The sequence below is a fragment of the Pantoea sp. UBA6567 genome (assembly GCF_002434165.1).
In the GTDB taxonomy this organism is placed as follows: Bacteria; Pseudomonadota; Gammaproteobacteria; order Enterobacterales; family Enterobacteriaceae; genus Pantoea; species Pantoea eucrina.
Genome location: NZ_DJJN01000006.1, coordinates 1,026,218 through 1,040,676 on the forward strand (window position 1 = coordinate 1,026,218; position 14,459 = coordinate 1,040,676).

Below are 14,459 nucleotides of genomic sequence, written 5' to 3' on the forward strand. Positions count from 1 at the left end.
GTCGCGCTGGTTAAGATTGCCTCACAGGTTTCTAACAATAATGATGAGAAGGAACCATAACAGGAATGGTTGTTTTTATAGTCGGGCGCTATATCCCCTGTCATGTGATATACTGCCCGTCCCTGAGAAATTTGATATGAAATCTGAAGACACGCTGGACTGGTACCCTGCCCAGCTTCCTCCTGTAAAAACCATACTCGGTGATGCTGTGATCGAAGTCGGCAGAACCGGACGGCCAGTCAATACACGCACACTTCTTGAATACCTCCAGATACAGCAAAACAAACAGAAGTTACGCGATAATAAAATAGCAATGCAGACCGCTATTGATGTTCTGAGAGATAACCAGCGCGTTAACGGAAGGTTATAGCCTCGCGGTTATCGATAGCCTGGCAAAGTTAAGCCGCGGCTCTGTGTAGTCCTGCGCCGGTGAAGGGAACCCCTCAGAGGCCACCGTTAAGGTTGAACCGGAACCACGTCATGTTCTCGCCCTCCTGCGTTGAAGCGTCGCGGAAGGTGGTTGTATGGCTCCGGATCCAGTCATTGGCTGCCTTGAGCGTAAAGTGCCAGTTAACGCGCTCCAGCTCCTCTACGAAGTCAGAAGTGGCAACGGTGCTGCGGCCTGATGGCTCGCGCATGATGAAGCTGATGAATGACAGACAAGCCTCAGCAAACAGGCATGTCTAACCCTGCCTCAGTTTATTGTGAAAAAATGGGGGGTAAACCGGACATAGTTAAAGGTCCTGATGGTGATTCAGGTTACTGCACCCTTCCGGGTGGGGAGCGTATCGAGGAGTGGGCACTGTACCGCCAAGATAACCAATAAGCTGTGGTGCCGGTTAACGGTAACTAAAATGTAAGGTGCCGGGCCTGGCGATCGGTACGAAAATGCGTCTGGTTTACTGTTTGATAGCAGGAAGAAAATTTTAGCTAAGGAGATGGCATGTCAGTTTTTGCGAAGATATCAATTCCGATGTTTTGCATTGCGTTCGCAATGTTCTATTTGGCGCGCAATAAGCGGGACAAAAATTACCTCGTTCCGGGCTTTGTTCTGTTAGCTGCTGGCTTTGTGAATGTCGTGATAGCGTTTACTACGGGTTAGTAGCCGGAAAGAGCGTTTAGATAAGATAAGGCCGCAGAAATGCGGCATTGCACACGCTAAGGCATTTACATCGATACAGCTTAGCGATCAATAATTTACACTTGTTTCTTTCCGAAATCGGCGTCAAATCTTTCAGGCAGCACATCGTTAAGCTCCCGGGCGTGGCGGCCATGAGTGATAACAAAGAAGAATATGAAGCTGATATTGAGAAAGTATTTGGGAAAATGAAGCCTGAACTGTAAAAAATATCCGGATCGCATCCTGGTTTTTCATGCTCCCTCACCCATAAGCCTGCCACTGAGCGGGCTTTTTATGCTTATAACTTGCCGTTCTTAATGATCACTATGGCATCGCGGTATACATCTGCCATGAAGACATCATTGGTTGCTCGCCGGTAGGCCTCAAGCCTGCCCAGCAACTCTTCGATTGTGGTTTCAGCCCCGGTGTCAGCGAGTTCGAGTGCTGCTTTCAAAATGGCATTAGCTATCAATTCCACTCTGTCATTGTCATTTTCCATAATCCCCCATCTGTAACTGCTAACCACATTAACACTTGCGGGGTCGGGATGTCGGTTTATCGGGCTTTTTCTTCTATTGAGCTACTATGCTTCCTCTTAAAGCCGGCGCTAAGCGGGCTTTTTTATGCAATGCGTGCCACGCAGAGTAATTTGTCGAATGGTTGTTTCCTTAAGTAACACTGAACGCATATCCTTACTGTCGTCAGCTAACGCTGACAAATGATTTGCCCTTATTGAACGAATTTACGCCCGTGTAACGCGGGTTTTTTTACGTCTGAAAAAAAATAAAATCACATAACAGATGCATTTCATTTAATCTCATCACCAGCACGCTGAAGCAACGCAGGGGCACGGAACTGAGTCCCGCCGCTCCTTAACATCAGGCGCTGAAAAAGTGCAAACATACAAAGCAGTAAGCTTTGGTGCGCGGCAACGCTCAATCAAAGCTAACTGACAGGAGAATAACTATAAACGCACAAGAACGCCGCCGTGCTGCCCACGCTGATACGATGGGCACCTGTCGAGACCTGAGATCAAAACAGAGAGTGAAAAGAGCCTGAACTCTCGTTCAGGCTCTTTTTTACCTGCCGCAATACTCTCTCAGGCAGTTAAAAATAGGCGAGCTTGCGGTTAACGCCGTTAATCCTGACGGTAATGTAACCCGCCGCCGTGGCTGATGCGGCCGGTGCCGATGCCGGATCGGACGTCAGCGTAACCACTTTGCCGTCATAACCCACGCCGGCGGTGCCGTTGTGATAGTTCATCACCGTTGACAGGTTAACGCGGTTATCCGTATTCAGATTGGTCACTTCAGACAAATCAGGATTAAACAGTGAACATTCACCGCCATCGAACCGCGACGGGCCATCAGTAGTAAGGTTGATGACTACATCACCACACTGTGCTTTAAGCTTGATCCAGACTTCAGCATATTTTCCTTTATCATCAGTGGTGCGAACAATGCAGTCGATGACACCGGAATCACCTTCATAATGCAGATTGCCGCCGACCGAACTTTCTCCGCGATAAATATTGAGCAATGTTTTACCGCAGACGTTGGTAAGCAGTGGTGCGGTAGCTGGCTGTGTCTGAGTATCACGCAGCGCTTTGCCCAACATGTCGATGTTCCAGTGCTGATTAGCACGAGGGAAAAAGAACTTGCCAAGGCGGAACCACTTATCTTCCGTGCTGGTATTGGAGACGCGATATCCCGAGTACCAGCCCGCCTTCATCGAACCCGTCATCTGGGTGCCAAAGTTCTCATCACGGCGCCAGCCCTGTTCATAGTTTGAAAGCAGCGCAAAGCCGGTGCGCTCGGTATCAATGCTGGAACCGGACTGCAGGCTTAGCTGGCGCATCAGAACACGTGAGTAGTTAAGCTTCAGCGGGTTAATGGAGGATTCGATGCTCAGCGCATCAATGATCCACTGACCATTACTCAGATCGCCAGGGAAGCGCGTATGTTCAATCCATACATTACGGATCAGGCCCTGCCCCACGCGCGGCATAAACAGCGTGGCATCACCATAACCGTGCTGGAAATTGGAGTTGGTTAGCTCCACGGCCGTTGAGTGGTCCCAGTTACCCTGGGGTGAATCGGACCAGGTAATGTCAAATACCCGACCATAGGTATTGCTGGAGTAAATCTGATCCAGTCGCGTATCAAGCGTATCGATAAACCTGAACACCGAGTTACCATTGTTTTCCACACGAAAACAGGTGACGTTGATGTACTGGCCTTCAATGGTAATATTTTCAAAAAATGGCTGCTGGTTACTTACCATTGCAGTGGTAATCGCGCCGGTGTTTGCCGTGGTATCGGCGGTCGCCTGACCATCCCAGAAAATACCGCGAATAGCCGTCCGGCGCGCTTTAATTTTGAAAACGGTGTTAGCTGACTTATCCGAGGTAATAATCGTTCTGGGTGCAACACCATATTCGCAGTCGTCGCCATAGAGATTGAAGAATGGCAGCTCGCCTTCACCGGTTAAATCGACAGGATTAATAATAAACTTACCGGCAGGAAAACGTATTCCGATATCGCGGATAGGGTTTTTGTTCGGATCATCAACCGGTGATACAAAGCCTCTGGCCCAGCGGTACATGTTGATACAGGCATCGTGGTTAACTGCGCCGTTATCGGCATCAAATGAAACCGAGCCGCGTAAGCGCTTGCCGCCAAAATGGAAAATATTAATAGCGGATACATCATCAATAATACGCTGCCAGTAATAATCGCCGGCAGAAGAGACCGCAACGGTGCCACTGTCATCCGCAGGGGCTTTACCCTTTGTGTCGACAAAGCCTACAAAGCGGCCACCACCATTAAAGGTTGAGTCCCTGTCGTAATAGCGCTTAAGAAATGCAATTTCACCTGATGCAGAAGGTTTGGTGGTGCGGAGTTCAGCAAATGAATTTACTTCGATCATGATATTTCCTTTTAGGGTTTATTGAGCCTGTTTGCTCGTGGAGAAGCTTTATTTTTCGGTTAAGGTAAATAACCTGCAAAATGCAGATAGTGAGAAAATCGCCTGATGAGTTACCGGAGCGATTCAATTTTTCTTATGGCGCGCTTATCCCGGTTGCAGTTTTCAACCGACGTCATAAGCCTTTCGTTAAGTTCGAGGCTGTCGCCCCAGGTCATAGGATCGGGTACGGGAGGGATTTCGCAGTCAGCCAGCAGCTCTGCCGGAACGGGCATTGCCGGAAGCTGAACGTATTCTTTCTCTGTGTCTGCGCAGGCTGTCAGCCACATCAGCAGGAACAGAGTGAGCGGAACACGCATCCTCTTTAACCGCCTGCCTGATGTAGACAACGCGCCTCTCGCTTTCAGCGTCGTTTTGATATCGATCATGATGAGCAGCCTTTGCGATATCGTTAAAGAGCATTACTGCGGTAATGAGGTTGCTGGTTACTGACTCCGCCTTTTTCCGGGCCTGGACTGCCCGGGAGATCTCCTCCTGCGCCTGCAACATTCGCGAGTGGTAGTGACTGGCAACGGCGGCAGATATCACAACCGTCGCCATAAGGAAGAGCCTGAGTACCAGATGCCCGTTATTTATCAGCCAAATCATCACTACTCTCCGCCAGGCACAAAGCGCGTTCCATGTCGCGACGATGCATCAGCCCGCGCCATTTTATGCCACCGGCATAGACCCAGCGGCGCAGCTCTTCGCAGGCCTGAGCCCGATCGCCAGCGTTGAGTTTTTTGAGCAGAGTGGAGCGGGTGAAAGCAGACGGGCCGATGTTATAGGCAAAGCTGTATAGCGATGCGCGCTGGTATTCACTCAGGGGAACCTTTACTACGCCATCGACCACCTTTTTAACGGACCGGAGATCGTTTTGCAGCAGCCGATCGCAGTCGCTATCGCTATACTGCCTGCCACTGATGATATCGCTGCCGGTATGCCCGTCACAGACGGTCCGGACGCCGGCCACATCCTGATAAGCTTTATAAGTACGCCCTTCCGCTCCCTCCTTTCCGCCAAGAAACAGGGTGGCAATCAGCATGGAGCCGCCACCTGCGGCGGCGATCAGTTTTCTGCGCACGCTGCCGGACATAGTCATATCAATCCTCCTCCACTTTTACGGCCGGACCATATTTCTCAAGTGCTTTTACCTGAGCGTTGGCGACCTTGCGTTTGAAGTACCAGTTGATGAGCCCTGTAATGATGATGCCGGCAATACCTGCCAGTACGCCGATGGCAGACCACTCATCAGGACTCAGGCTGGTGAGTACACCGTTAAGAATGGTGCCCCCGGACGTGCCCAGGGCAACACCAGTAACAAGTTTGCTCATAGTTTGAGTGCTCGCAGACGCCGTCCGATCGGACAGGTGCTGTTGATCAACAGAAGAAAAGAGGCCCTCCGCCACAACGGATAGCATTGATGTCGCATTGAGTGGCGGGGGCGGAAACGAAAAAGGCACCGCCGAAGCAGTGCCTTTAGAAAAGGAAATAAACTATTCAGGATTATTTTTTAAGCGTTTCCAGAACGTTTTTGATACACAGCGGCATCATTCTTCCCCTCAAAAAATCTCTTGTATCTGCATAGGGATAGCTGACACCCTTAGTCATCTTTCTGTAGGTTTCTGCGCCTTTTACAGAGACGCTTATGAAGTCATCTTTTTCAATAGCGTAGTCGGAAAGAGCGTGCCCATCCGCTTCAAACGCCTGAACTTCTTCTGACACTATTTGCCTGGTGCTGAGATGGGTCGACATTGATCGGTCAGTTATACGCCATTCCATTTCGCACAGATCGTTAGCTGCGCGTTGCGCATCCGATATCACAGCAAAAGATGGCGCACACAGCACGATTAAAAGGGCGCACAGAATTCTCATTATTTCTCCCTGAAATCGGCATCATATATTTCAGATGCCCATAAAAAAAGCCCTCGCAGCGTGTGAATCTGCAGGGCTCTTTTATTATCACAGAGTGATGAAAGCTGATTTAGTTTGCGGGCTGAACATCATCACGCAACTTCAACTGTTGAAAAGTATACCCCCGGGTTCGGGAAAAGTAAATAGCCTGCGATAATTTAATACACTATTTTTTAGGTCGCTATGCAGTGGCGCTTTTCAGCGCGGCATCTGCGCGGGTTTCCTCAGCTTCCAGCTTAGTAATAAGCCGATCGTAAAATGGCTTACCGCTCTTCTTCCATGTGTCCAGGCTGATAGCGCCGGTGAATTCTGAAATTGCCTTATACGCCCCGGTTGAGGGTATGCGCTCGTAGCCGCGCCCGCAGCAGCGCCTGCACTCACCCTTCACCGGCACCCCCTGCTTTTCCGTTGCCGCTTTTAGCACTGCCTGTCCGCGTCCGTTACAGTCGCGGCATGCAGTTGATACGACGCCCTTGCCTTTGCACGCCCTGCAGAGCACGCGTACGGCCTCTTTGACGTTTCTGGTGAGGCCGCCGTGCAGAGGCGATTTCATTGAAAACACCTCTGCCTCGATGAATCCGGTGGCCTGACAGCATTCGCACGGCTTCACGCTGGCGGCGCTGCGGCAGTAATCGAGCCAGGCATAAGCGGCGAGCGTTTGCATAACTGCCGTTCTGACACCGGCATCAAGCTTGCGAAAGGCGGCAACCTTATCGCAGCTCTCCAGTGCAAAATCAGTTAGCAGGGAGACGGCCCGTGCTGCGTCGATTTCACTGGCGCCCATCTTCCCCATGAAAGCGCTGTAACCGAGCTGAACGCGGCTCTGCGTCATACCTATGGCGGCGATATAGTCGATGCCGGTAAGCGTATCAGGCGACGTCTGCGGTGCTGTTCCGCTAAAGTTCTGCCCCTTCGGAAAATGATACTTAACCGTTGCTTCTAAGCTCATACTGCCTCTCTTTGCTTAATCAGTTCGCCTGTTTTATCCCGGCGGTACATCTGCCGCCACAGCGGGATATCGATGTCGTGCTGAATCCTTTGCATCATGCTGTAGTGCGTTTTGCTTTCAGCGTAGCGCGCAGCAGGGCCACGCCCTCCCTCGCCTTTTCCGGGGTGGAGGGCATTGCAGCCTTCAGCAGCTGCCTGCGCGGCTCAGGAATTGTTTCACCGGCCTCGATCCGCGCAGACATTTTGCGCAGCTCTGAGCGGCATTTAATGCGCAGCTCAGACTCGCTCAGGTTGTTAGCGCGCATCAGGCTGCAGAGGCTGGTAACCATCCAGTAATCGGCGTTGCTCTTCCACGGATAGTGCTCCGGAGAGGCATAGTCGCCACGCTGCGCGCAGTAGGTCATCACCCTGCTATAGAGCGTCTCTTCATCCGGCAGGCCCGCAGCGGCGAAAGCGTCCTGTTTACACCAGCTGATGAACTGGCCCGGTGATGGAAGAAACGGCGAGCCGCTGGCGCGCGCCTGGCGCATGCCGGCTGAAAGCTGCTGTTTGCTGGTCACGCCGTTCTCCGCTAAGGCGGCTATCCACTGACGTTTAGCGGCGGCTTCGTCTGCCGGATCCCGCCAGACCGTGCTGACTGAGGCGGGGAAAACCTGCTTCAGCCCGCTGAAGAACTCATCTATCACTTTTTCGATCGCCTGATGCAGGCGTCGATCCGCCGGCTGCGGGACGTCACCGGCCATGCGCGCCAGCGCGCTGCTGTCACGATGATTAACTGCCGTGACGAGATCTCTCATATGAAGTTCTCCCATGCTTCCTGGCTGTTCCAGTGGACGGCAGGCTGCTGCCCCGCTGGTGCCGCCCGGTTACGGTCTGGCTGGTTCATCTGAATTTTCAGTGTGTCCCACTTTTCCCGCAGCTTCGCAGGGCTGAGCACGTTTGACTGCCAGAAGCGATCGCGGCTGGCCCAGAGAAATACCTCACAGATATCGCGGTGCGTAACCTGCAGGGCCGAGCGCAGCAGTCTGATGTCGTTTGACCAGGCGGGCCAGGCGGGCTGCCGGGCATGCGGAGCGACAATCTGCACCCTGCTGAACATCCACCTGGCTGTTTTGAGATCCTCTTCGGTTCCCCACTTGTCCCCCCTGGGAGTCCGGACCGCGGCTTCAGGACGCGATGCAGAAAGCGTTGCAGAGGATGTGTCAGGGGATTCACCAGGATTCTCTGACGCAGAATTATTGTCTTTTGTCACAGTGTCTTTTGTATGCCTCTGTTTTGGTGACAGCGCTGTCGCGGATTTGGTGACAGTGATACCCTCCCGGTGACACCCCGGTATTTGCCACTGTGAAAGGTGTTTATTTGGGCCGATCATCGTCCCTTCCCGGATAAGCACACCCATCTGAATCAGCTCATTTTTTGCCTTGTTAACCTTCTGTCTTGGCAGCCCGGTTAACTGGCTTATCTGGCTGTCAGCAATACGGTCCATGCTTTTATTAAAGCCGCAGGTTTTCCGGCAAACGGCGTGTGCGACTTTGGCCTGATTTCGCGTCAGGCTGGCCCCTATCAGCTCCTCATACAGCGCGTTTGCCAGACGTGTAAATCCCTCTTCGGTATCTGCCATACTTGTCTCCACGGCCCGCAGTCCGGGCCTGATTAGCGTCATAAATTTTCACTTTTTTCTATACACGCACTTTCCGCGATGGCATTGTGGCAATGCATTTAAATAATGCGTATCACGCATATTATGAGTATAATTAAATATGCGCAAGGCGCTTTGCGTGTAACGCATAAAAAAGGTTAACTATCCGCTATGAAAATAGGCGATAAAATCAGACAGATTCGCAAAGCGAATAAGATGACCCTGAGTGAACTTGCCCTGCGTACAGATAGCGATGTGGGCAATCTGTCACGCCTGGAACGCGGCATACAGGGATACAGTGATGGTCTGCTACACAAAATTGCAGCAGCCCTGTCAGTTCCTGTTTCTGAGCTATTCTCTTCTAATGAGGCTAATGATACTGTAGATTCATACAGTGTAAGTTCCATTATAAAAAAGGGGAGAAAAGATGTGTACAGGATTGATGTTCTTGACGTTGCTGCAAGTGCCGGAGACGGGTCGCCGTCTAAAGATGTGGTTGAAGTCATAAGGTCTATTGAATATGTTCCGGATCAGGCGCGCGTGATATTCGGCAACCGGCCGGAAACCTCTGTTAAGCTGATCAACGTCCGCGGTGACAGCATGGAGGGAACCATTGAGCCCGGTGATCTCATCTTTGTAGACGTAGCTGTCAGTACGTTTGATGGGGATGGAATTTACGTCTTTGACTTCAACGGCGATATGTTTGTTAAGCGCCTGCAAAAAGTTAAGCGCGAAATTATCGTTATCTCTGACAATCCCCGTTATCGTGAATGGTCTATCTCAGAAGAAGAACTCTCTATGCTCCATGTTGCTGGCAGGGTAATGCTCAGTCAGTCCCAGCAGTTCCGACGTCACGGATAACCGCCCTCTTTTCAACCAGGCCCGCGTTATGCGGGCTTTTTTGTACCTGCCGCATTATTTTCATAAAATCTAATGTGAAAATATTAGCCTGGTTTGGTTTACCTGAAGCTGTTTTGTGCCATGCTATGCGTTTTACGCATAATGCCAGGGCGCAATAAATGGCGCCCCTGTAAGGTTGCGTCCCCTGCCAATTTGTGCAATGCATATTATCGGATTCAGGTGCCCACTCCTGACCGCAATGCGCCATCATCAGCAAACTCAGACCGCAGCTCTGCTCCACCTCTGCTAAACTGACCCGGCAGCAACATTCAGCAGGCATAAACCGGATGCGGGTATCAGCTACCTCTTTCGCTCAAACCTGCTGAAGGAGACGCCATGTTGCAGACACCTCCTGGATTGTCATCAACGTGGTCAGGGCCGTGGGGCCTGAAGAAACATATGTTTTATTAAGGAAAAAGTTATGGATGATGTAGATCTGGCACAGGAACGAGAAGCCGCTCATCTGGAGAGCGCCCTGTTTGCGCGTAAACCACGTCTGGTGAGCGCAACGGGCAACTGTATCTGGTGCAGAGATGAACGCGTTGTCGCCGATACTGCATTTTGCTCTGCAGAGTGCGGAGAGGACTATCACAAGCACCAGCGCGAAATGAAACAGCGTATTAACGGCGAATAAGCCAGCCGCGGCATGAATTTATGCCTGAAAAAAGCCTGAACACGCGTTCAGGCTTGATTATCTGCTGTGTCTGGCCAGCTTACTTTTTAGCGGGTAAAGCGGGTTCAGCAGCCGCAACGCCGGTCAGCTCGCTCAGTCCTGCATGGTTAATTTCACCATCGGCTTTATCCACGGCCTGAGAGATAGTCAGCAGATTCTGCAATTCGCTTAGCAGAATAGCGGCATCGGACCTCAGCACCTCATCGCTTTCAGCGGAGTCGATAACCGTATTGATCGCTTTATTAGCCGCATCGATCATCTCCGTCACTCCACCCTGCCTGCTGACGGCCAGTACCAGCGCGCTAATCAGCAGCGACTGTGCTTCAACCCGGGCGGTCAGCTGTTTCATGTCCGCATCGATGTGCGATATTTTTGCCAGCATACTCAGGACGACGTTTTTCATTGGTTGTGCTCCCTGAAAAAAGATCAATCTTACCGCGTTAGCGAACCGCTGCAACTCTCATCACTCTGAAAGGTCGTCATGCTTTGCCGGTGAAATTAGGGACAGAAAAAAACCCGGCCGGGGCCGGGTTTATCAACGGGATGGGATGCTATCAGCCGTAGGCGTGCAGCGTGCGCTGGCAGAGTGCTGAGCGAACGCAGTCCTCTTTCGCAAAGCGCACCACGCCCACCATCTCATCCTCTTCAAAGCGCGCCAGCGCATCGGCAAGACCGGACTGGACGCTGGCGGGCAGATCGCACTGAGTAATATCACCGTTAACGATAACCGTGACGTTTTCCCCCAGGCGGGTCAGAAACATCTTCATCTGTGCAGCGGTAACGTTTTGTGCCTCGTCGAGGATAACCACTGCGTTCTCAAAAGTACGTCCACGCATATAGGCGAAGGGCGCAATCTCTACCTTGGCGATTTCAGGCCGCAGGCAGTACTGCATAAAGGAAGCGCCGAGACGTTTAACCAGAACGTCATAAACCGGACGGAAATAGGGGGCGAATTTCTCGGAAATGTCTCCGGGCAGGAAACCGAGATCTTCATCCGCCTGCAGTACCGGGCGCGTCACGATAATCCTTTCGATATCCTTATTGATCAGGGCCTCAGCTGCTTTTGCAGCGCTAATCCAGGTTTTACCGCAGCCAGCTTCACCGGTTGCAAATATCAGCTGTTTCGTTTCTATGGCGTTAAGATAGTGCGCCTGAGCTTCATTCCGGGCTGCAATTGGTGCCCGGTCGCGCACATCGCGCGCCATGCCAATAGCATCTAACCCGCCCATCTGCACCAGCGAAGTGACCGATTCTTCTTCGCGCTGACGATGACTCCGGGAGTCACTACGAAGCACACGACGAGCTTCACGACGCGCTTTGATCACTGCTTTCTGTCTTCCCATAGTGGCACCTTACAGTTGGTTTCATGAATCGCGACGGATCACCCGCGGCGATGACTTGAACGCTTTAGAGGTTACGTTGGCTTCCTTTTAGCCGTACTGATACACAAAACGGGGTGTACAACAGCGCCGAAACGCCGCAGCGCACCGGATAAAAACAAACGGGATGATGAAGATAGTGGATGAAAGATGAGTAAAACGTTGACAGGAGGCTCTCTCCCGCAGAGAACTGCGCTTGCTGTGTTACACCTGCTGGTTCCGGAATGGAACGCCTCATGCGCGAACTCCAGTGGCTGATGCCACAAAACTGACAACGCTTATGAGTAAAGTGAAACATAGCGCCGAAAATTTGCAACACTATTTTTACTTTTAGATGCAAATTAAGATTTGTTGTGGCGATGGCATCAGGCGCTTCCCATAAAAAATTCAATTAAAATAATGCGTTATATAAAATGTTAAAAGGATCCTTTGCGGATCCTTTTGCAGAGCATAACGCTAATCTGCCGCAACACGCATTGCCGGAAGCAGGGTTCAGGCCTCAATCAGCGATTGACCAAGATAGCGCGTGGCATCGGCGACGCCCGGCAGCGCAAAAAAGTAGCCGCCGCCGGTGGGTCGGACATACTCTTCCAGCGCCTCGCCGTTAAGCCGCTGCTGCACTGCGATAAAACCTTTAGTGAGATCGTGCTGATAGCAGATAAACAGCAGCCCCATATCAAGCTGCCCTGCCCCGGTGATCCCGGCGGAGTAGCTGTAGCCGCGCCGCAGTATCAGGCTGTCCGCCGTCTCAGGCGTACGCGGGTTAGCGAGCCGGATATGGGCATCCAGCGCTATCACATCCCCATCCGGATCGCTGGCATAATCCGGCTCATCATGCTCATGATGCCCGCCAAGCGGCGCTCCGCTGAGCTTTTCCCGGCCAAAAATAGTCTGCTGCTCACCCAGCGGCGTGCGATCCCACTGCTCAACGCGGAAACGAATAATCCGCACCGCCTGATAGCTGCCGCCGTATGTCCAGGCGGGCTCCTGCTGATCGGCCGTGACCCACAGCATTTTATCCATCAGCGCGCCGTTTTGCGCATCCGGATTCGCCGTACCGTCTTTAAAACCCAGCAGATTAATCGGGGTTTCCTGCCCGTGACTGCGCGCTGCGTGCTCAGGAATAAACCCTTCGCGCCGCCAGCGTATCGCCAGCAGATCGGGAGCGTGTTTGATGATATCGCGCAGCGCGTGGATCACGGTGTCCTGACTATTGGCGCAGATCTGAATCAGTAAATCCCCGTGGCACTGGCTGGCGTCAAGCGAATCATTGGGAAAGCGCGTCATGGCCTGCAGCTGTGCAGGCTTGTGCGCGCCCAGCCCAAAGCGTTCGTCAAACAGCGAACTGCCCACGGAGAGCGTCAGCGTCAGGTTATCCGGTGCAATAGTGGCACCGAGAATGCCGGAGTCAGCCGGCGGCAGCTGCGCATTTGTCACCGCTGGTGCGGGTCCGCCCTGCGTCAGAAATGCGAACCTCTCCGTCAGCAGTTGCAACAGACGCGTCAGCTCCGCTTTACCGTCGGCCAGCACGTCAAAGGCCACCAGCATCATGGCGGCCTGCTGCGGCGTCAGGATACCTGCCTGGTGCGTCCCGTAAAATGGTTGCACCTGCTGACGCGCATCAGGTGCAACCGTGCCAGGAGAAAAATGCTCTGCTGCTGCGCCAGCGTGGAACGGACAGCTGCCCCCGAGCGCAGCCGCACCGCCCAGCACACCCAGCCCCTGCAGTAACCGGCGACGTGCCGGCTGCATGGCATCATGCTGTTTAGCCATGGTTAATCGAGGCCCAGCGTGCCGCGCAGCAGCGAGAGATCTTCAGCCAGCACGGTAATCGGTGCTTTTAACGCATTGCGATCGGCCGCGGTCAGCTTCTCATAGGATGCGTAACCCTCAGCCGTACGGTATTTATCCAGTATTGCGTCAACTTTGCTGAAGTTAGTATCGATTTTTGCCAGAAGCTGCGGATTCCGCTGCTGCAACAGCGGGCGCAGCAGCGACACAATTTTCTGCGCGCCGTCGACGTTTGCCCGGAAATCAGACAGGTCAGTGCGGCTGTAACGATCCTCCTCTCCGGAGATTTTGCTCGAAGCCACCTCTTCGATCAGACCCGCTGCGCCGCCCACGACTTTAACCGGCGCAAATGCCAGCGCGCTGATGCGCGCCTGCAGCGCTTTAACATCGTCATTGAGCTGACTGGCGAAAGGCGCGGCACCGGTCGTTGTGCGATCGGCAAACAGCAGCTTCTCCAGGCGGTGGAAACCGGTGAATTTAGGATCCGCCGCTTTCTGCTCAAAATCATCTTCGCGTGCGTCGATACTGCCATCCAGATCGGAGAAGAGTTCAGCAACAGGCTCAATACGCTCATAGTGGGCGCGGGTCGGCGCATAGAGCGCTCTCGCCTTGTCACCGTCGCCTGCATTAATCGCTGCCGTAAACGCTTTGGTGCTGCTTACCAGCGCGTTAACTTCATTCAGGACGTACGCTTTGTAGTCGGCGATAGGCTGAGCCAGCTGCAGCAGCTCTTTCTGCTCTGGCGTTGATGACTGCCCCGATCCGGCCACCGTCAGTTTGCCTTTCGGATTACTCAGCAGGCCGCAGGTCATCTCATACTCACCCGCATCCAGATTTGCCGTCAGCTTCTGCGTAAAGCCCGGCGCGATATTTTCCCGCTCCTCGACCACCATGACCCCTTTCAGGATCTCCCACTCCAGCGCTTTCTGGCTATGGTTTTTGATAATGAACTGGCTTTTACCCGCCGGCACGTTCATCGTCATGGGCTCACACTGTTTATCCGTAACGGTGACGGTGAACTGCGGGATCTCTGCAGCGGCTGCAGCCCCGGAAAGCAGCAGCGCGACGACAGAGGCGGTAGCGCGTAACGTGGTATTCATGATGGTATCCGTGTTAAAGAGTCAGGTTAAA

General features: G+C 52.7%; 18 protein-coding genes and 1 pseudogene. 4 read left to right on the forward strand and 15 right to left on the reverse strand.

Annotated features, from left to right (window positions below; genetic code table 11):
* Positions 1-136 precede the first annotated feature (136 nt).
* Positions 137-370 carry a hypothetical protein gene (locus tag B4M48_RS10915; RefSeq protein ID WP_039384996.1) on the forward strand — a complete coding sequence of 78 codons (234 nt, stop codon included), beginning with the start codon at positions 137-139 and terminating at the stop codon, positions 368-370.
* 73 nt (positions 371-443) lie between these two features.
* Here the strand turns inward: B4M48_RS10915 and B4M48_RS10920 are convergent, their stop codons facing one another.
* Positions 444-638, reverse strand: coding sequence for a hypothetical protein (locus tag B4M48_RS10920; RefSeq protein ID WP_052246500.1), 195 nt, complete (start codon positions 636-638; stop codon positions 444-446).
* 41 nt (positions 639-679) lie between these two features.
* On the opposite strand from B4M48_RS10920, the gene B4M48_RS10925 reads away from it, so the two are divergent.
* Positions 680-826 (forward strand): DUF333 domain-containing protein, encoded by a 147-nt coding sequence (locus B4M48_RS10925; protein WP_283341427.1) that lies wholly within the window; start codon positions 680-682, stop codon positions 824-826.
* A 592-nt stretch (positions 827-1,418) separates the two neighbouring features.
* Here the strand turns inward: B4M48_RS10925 and B4M48_RS10930 are convergent.
* From B4M48_RS10930 to B4M48_RS10975, 10 genes and pseudogenes are all read right to left on the reverse strand, one after another.
* Entirely contained in the window at positions 1,419-1,619 is a 201-nt protein-coding gene (locus tag B4M48_RS10930; protein WP_071667927.1) for a hypothetical protein, read from the reverse strand.
* Positions 1,620-2,227: 608 nt separating this feature from the next.
* Positions 2,228-4,048, reverse strand: a complete 1,821-nt coding sequence (locus tag B4M48_RS10935) for an amylovoran biosynthesis protein AmsF (protein WP_039385003.1) — start codon at positions 4,046-4,048, stop codon at positions 2,228-2,230.
* Between the two features lie 110 nt (positions 4,049-4,158).
* Entirely contained in the window at positions 4,159-4,473 is a 315-nt protein-coding gene (lysC, locus tag B4M48_RS10940) for an Rz1-like lysis system protein LysC (RefSeq protein WP_071667929.1), read from the reverse strand.
* A 200-nt stretch (positions 4,474-4,673) separates the two neighbouring features.
* Positions 4,674-5,186 (reverse strand): lysozyme, encoded by a 513-nt coding sequence (locus B4M48_RS10945; protein WP_039385005.1) that lies wholly within the window; start codon positions 5,184-5,186, stop codon positions 4,674-4,676.
* 1 nt (position 5,187) lies between these two features.
* Positions 5,188-5,418: a class II holin family protein gene (locus tag B4M48_RS10950; protein WP_039385006.1), complete on the reverse strand. Its 231-nt coding sequence runs from the start codon at positions 5,416-5,418 to the stop codon at positions 5,188-5,190.
* Positions 5,419-5,590: 172 nt separating this feature from the next.
* Positions 5,591-5,959: a hypothetical protein gene (locus tag B4M48_RS10955; protein ID WP_288656671.1), complete on the reverse strand. Its 369-nt coding sequence runs from the start codon at positions 5,957-5,959 to the stop codon at positions 5,591-5,593.
* A 220-nt stretch (positions 5,960-6,179) separates the two neighbouring features.
* The gene (locus B4M48_RS10960; protein ID WP_288656674.1) at positions 6,180-6,947 is read right to left on the reverse strand and encodes an antitermination protein; all 768 of its coding nucleotides are present in this window, start codon (positions 6,945-6,947) and stop codon (positions 6,180-6,182) included.
* 94 nt (positions 6,948-7,041) lie between these two features.
* A complete protein-coding gene (locus tag B4M48_RS10965; protein WP_039385013.1) occupies positions 7,042-7,743 on the reverse strand; it encodes a replication protein P in 702 nt (233 codons plus the stop codon).
* Positions 7,740-8,033, reverse strand: a complete 294-nt coding sequence (locus B4M48_RS10970; protein ID WP_223811756.1) for a hypothetical protein — start codon at positions 8,031-8,033, stop codon at positions 7,740-7,742. The genes B4M48_RS10965 and B4M48_RS10970 overlap by 4 nt, the downstream gene beginning before the upstream one ends.
* Positions 8,034-8,297: 264 nt before the next feature.
* Positions 8,298-8,609: pseudogene (locus B4M48_RS10975) on the reverse strand (replication protein); the annotation flags it as partial.
* A gap of 147 nt (positions 8,610-8,756) precedes the next feature.
* On the opposite strand from B4M48_RS10975, the gene B4M48_RS10980 reads away from it, so the two are divergent.
* A complete protein-coding gene (locus B4M48_RS10980) occupies positions 8,757-9,446 on the forward strand; it encodes an XRE family transcriptional regulator (RefSeq protein WP_283340789.1) in 690 nt (229 codons plus the stop codon).
* Positions 9,447-9,906: 460 nt separating this feature from the next.
* On the forward strand, positions 9,907-10,119 hold the full coding sequence (locus B4M48_RS10985) for a hypothetical protein (protein ID WP_039385019.1): 213 nt from the start codon (positions 9,907-9,909) through the stop codon (positions 10,117-10,119).
* A gap of 79 nt (positions 10,120-10,198) precedes the next feature.
* Here the strand turns inward: B4M48_RS10985 and iraP are convergent, their stop codons facing one another.
* The 4 genes from iraP to efeO form a co-directional block, all read right to left on the reverse strand.
* Positions 10,199-10,561, reverse strand: coding sequence for an anti-adapter protein IraP (gene iraP / locus B4M48_RS10990; RefSeq protein WP_071667935.1), 363 nt, complete (start codon positions 10,559-10,561; stop codon positions 10,199-10,201).
* Positions 10,562-10,712: 151 nt separating this feature from the next.
* A complete protein-coding gene (gene phoH, locus B4M48_RS10995; protein ID WP_039385023.1) occupies positions 10,713-11,501 on the reverse strand; it encodes a phosphate starvation-inducible protein PhoH in 789 nt (262 codons plus the stop codon).
* Positions 11,502-12,029: 528 nt separating this feature from the next.
* Positions 12,030-13,310: an iron uptake transporter deferrochelatase/peroxidase subunit gene (gene efeB / locus B4M48_RS11000; protein WP_288656677.1), complete on the reverse strand. Its 1,281-nt coding sequence runs from the start codon at positions 13,308-13,310 to the stop codon at positions 12,030-12,032.
* A gap of 2 nt (positions 13,311-13,312) precedes the next feature.
* Positions 13,313-14,428: an iron uptake system protein EfeO gene (gene efeO, locus B4M48_RS11005; RefSeq protein ID WP_250340900.1), complete on the reverse strand. Its 1,116-nt coding sequence runs from the start codon at positions 14,426-14,428 to the stop codon at positions 13,313-13,315.
* Between the last annotated feature and the right edge of the window lie 31 nt (positions 14,429-14,459).

Bases quoted from the DNA above. Each gene is read 5' to 3' on its own strand.
- B4M48_RS10945 (WP_039385005.1), bottom strand. From the start codon at position 5,186: ATGACTATGTCCGGCAGCGTGCGCAGAAAACTGATCGCCGCCGCAGGT.
- B4M48_RS10935 (WP_039385003.1), bottom strand. From the start codon at position 4,048: ATGATCGAAGTAAATTCATTTGCTGAACTCCGCACCACCAAACCTTCT.
- lysC (WP_071667929.1), bottom strand. From the start codon at position 4,473: ATGATCGATATCAAAACGACGCTGAAAGCGAGAGGCGCGTTGTCTACA.
- B4M48_RS10930 (WP_071667927.1), bottom strand. From the start codon at position 1,619: ATGGAAAATGACAATGACAGAGTGGAATTGATAGCTAATGCCATTTTG.
- efeB (WP_288656677.1), bottom strand. From the start codon at position 13,310: ATGGCTAAACAGCATGATGCCATGCAGCCGGCACGTCGCCGGTTACTG.
- B4M48_RS10960 (WP_288656674.1), bottom strand. From the start codon at position 6,947: ATGAGCTTAGAAGCAACGGTTAAGTATCATTTTCCGAAGGGGCAGAAC.
- efeO (WP_250340900.1), bottom strand. From the start codon at position 14,428: ATGAATACCACGTTACGCGCTACCGCCTCTGTCGTCGCGCTGCTGCTT.
- iraP (WP_071667935.1), bottom strand. From the start codon at position 10,561: ATGAAAAACGTCGTCCTGAGTATGCTGGCAAAAATATCGCACATCGAT.
- B4M48_RS10985 (WP_039385019.1), top strand. From the start codon at position 9,907: ATGGATGATGTAGATCTGGCACAGGAACGAGAAGCCGCTCATCTGGAG.
- phoH (WP_039385023.1), bottom strand. From the start codon at position 11,501: ATGGGAAGACAGAAAGCAGTGATCAAAGCGCGTCGTGAAGCTCGTCGT.
- B4M48_RS10980 (WP_283340789.1), top strand. From the start codon at position 8,757: ATGAAAATAGGCGATAAAATCAGACAGATTCGCAAAGCGAATAAGATG.
- B4M48_RS10950 (WP_039385006.1), bottom strand. From the start codon at position 5,418: ATGAGCAAACTTGTTACTGGTGTTGCCCTGGGCACGTCCGGGGGCACC.
- B4M48_RS10920 (WP_052246500.1), bottom strand. From the start codon at position 638: ATGCGCGAGCCATCAGGCCGCAGCACCGTTGCCACTTCTGACTTCGTA.
- B4M48_RS10965 (WP_039385013.1), bottom strand. From the start codon at position 7,743: ATGAGAGATCTCGTCACGGCAGTTAATCATCGTGACAGCAGCGCGCTG.
- B4M48_RS10955 (WP_288656671.1), bottom strand. From the start codon at position 5,959: ATGAGAATTCTGTGCGCCCTTTTAATCGTGCTGTGTGCGCCATCTTTT.
- B4M48_RS10915 (WP_039384996.1), top strand. From the start codon at position 137: ATGAAATCTGAAGACACGCTGGACTGGTACCCTGCCCAGCTTCCTCCT.
- B4M48_RS10925 (WP_283341427.1), top strand. From the start codon at position 680: ATGTCTAACCCTGCCTCAGTTTATTGTGAAAAAATGGGGGGTAAACCG.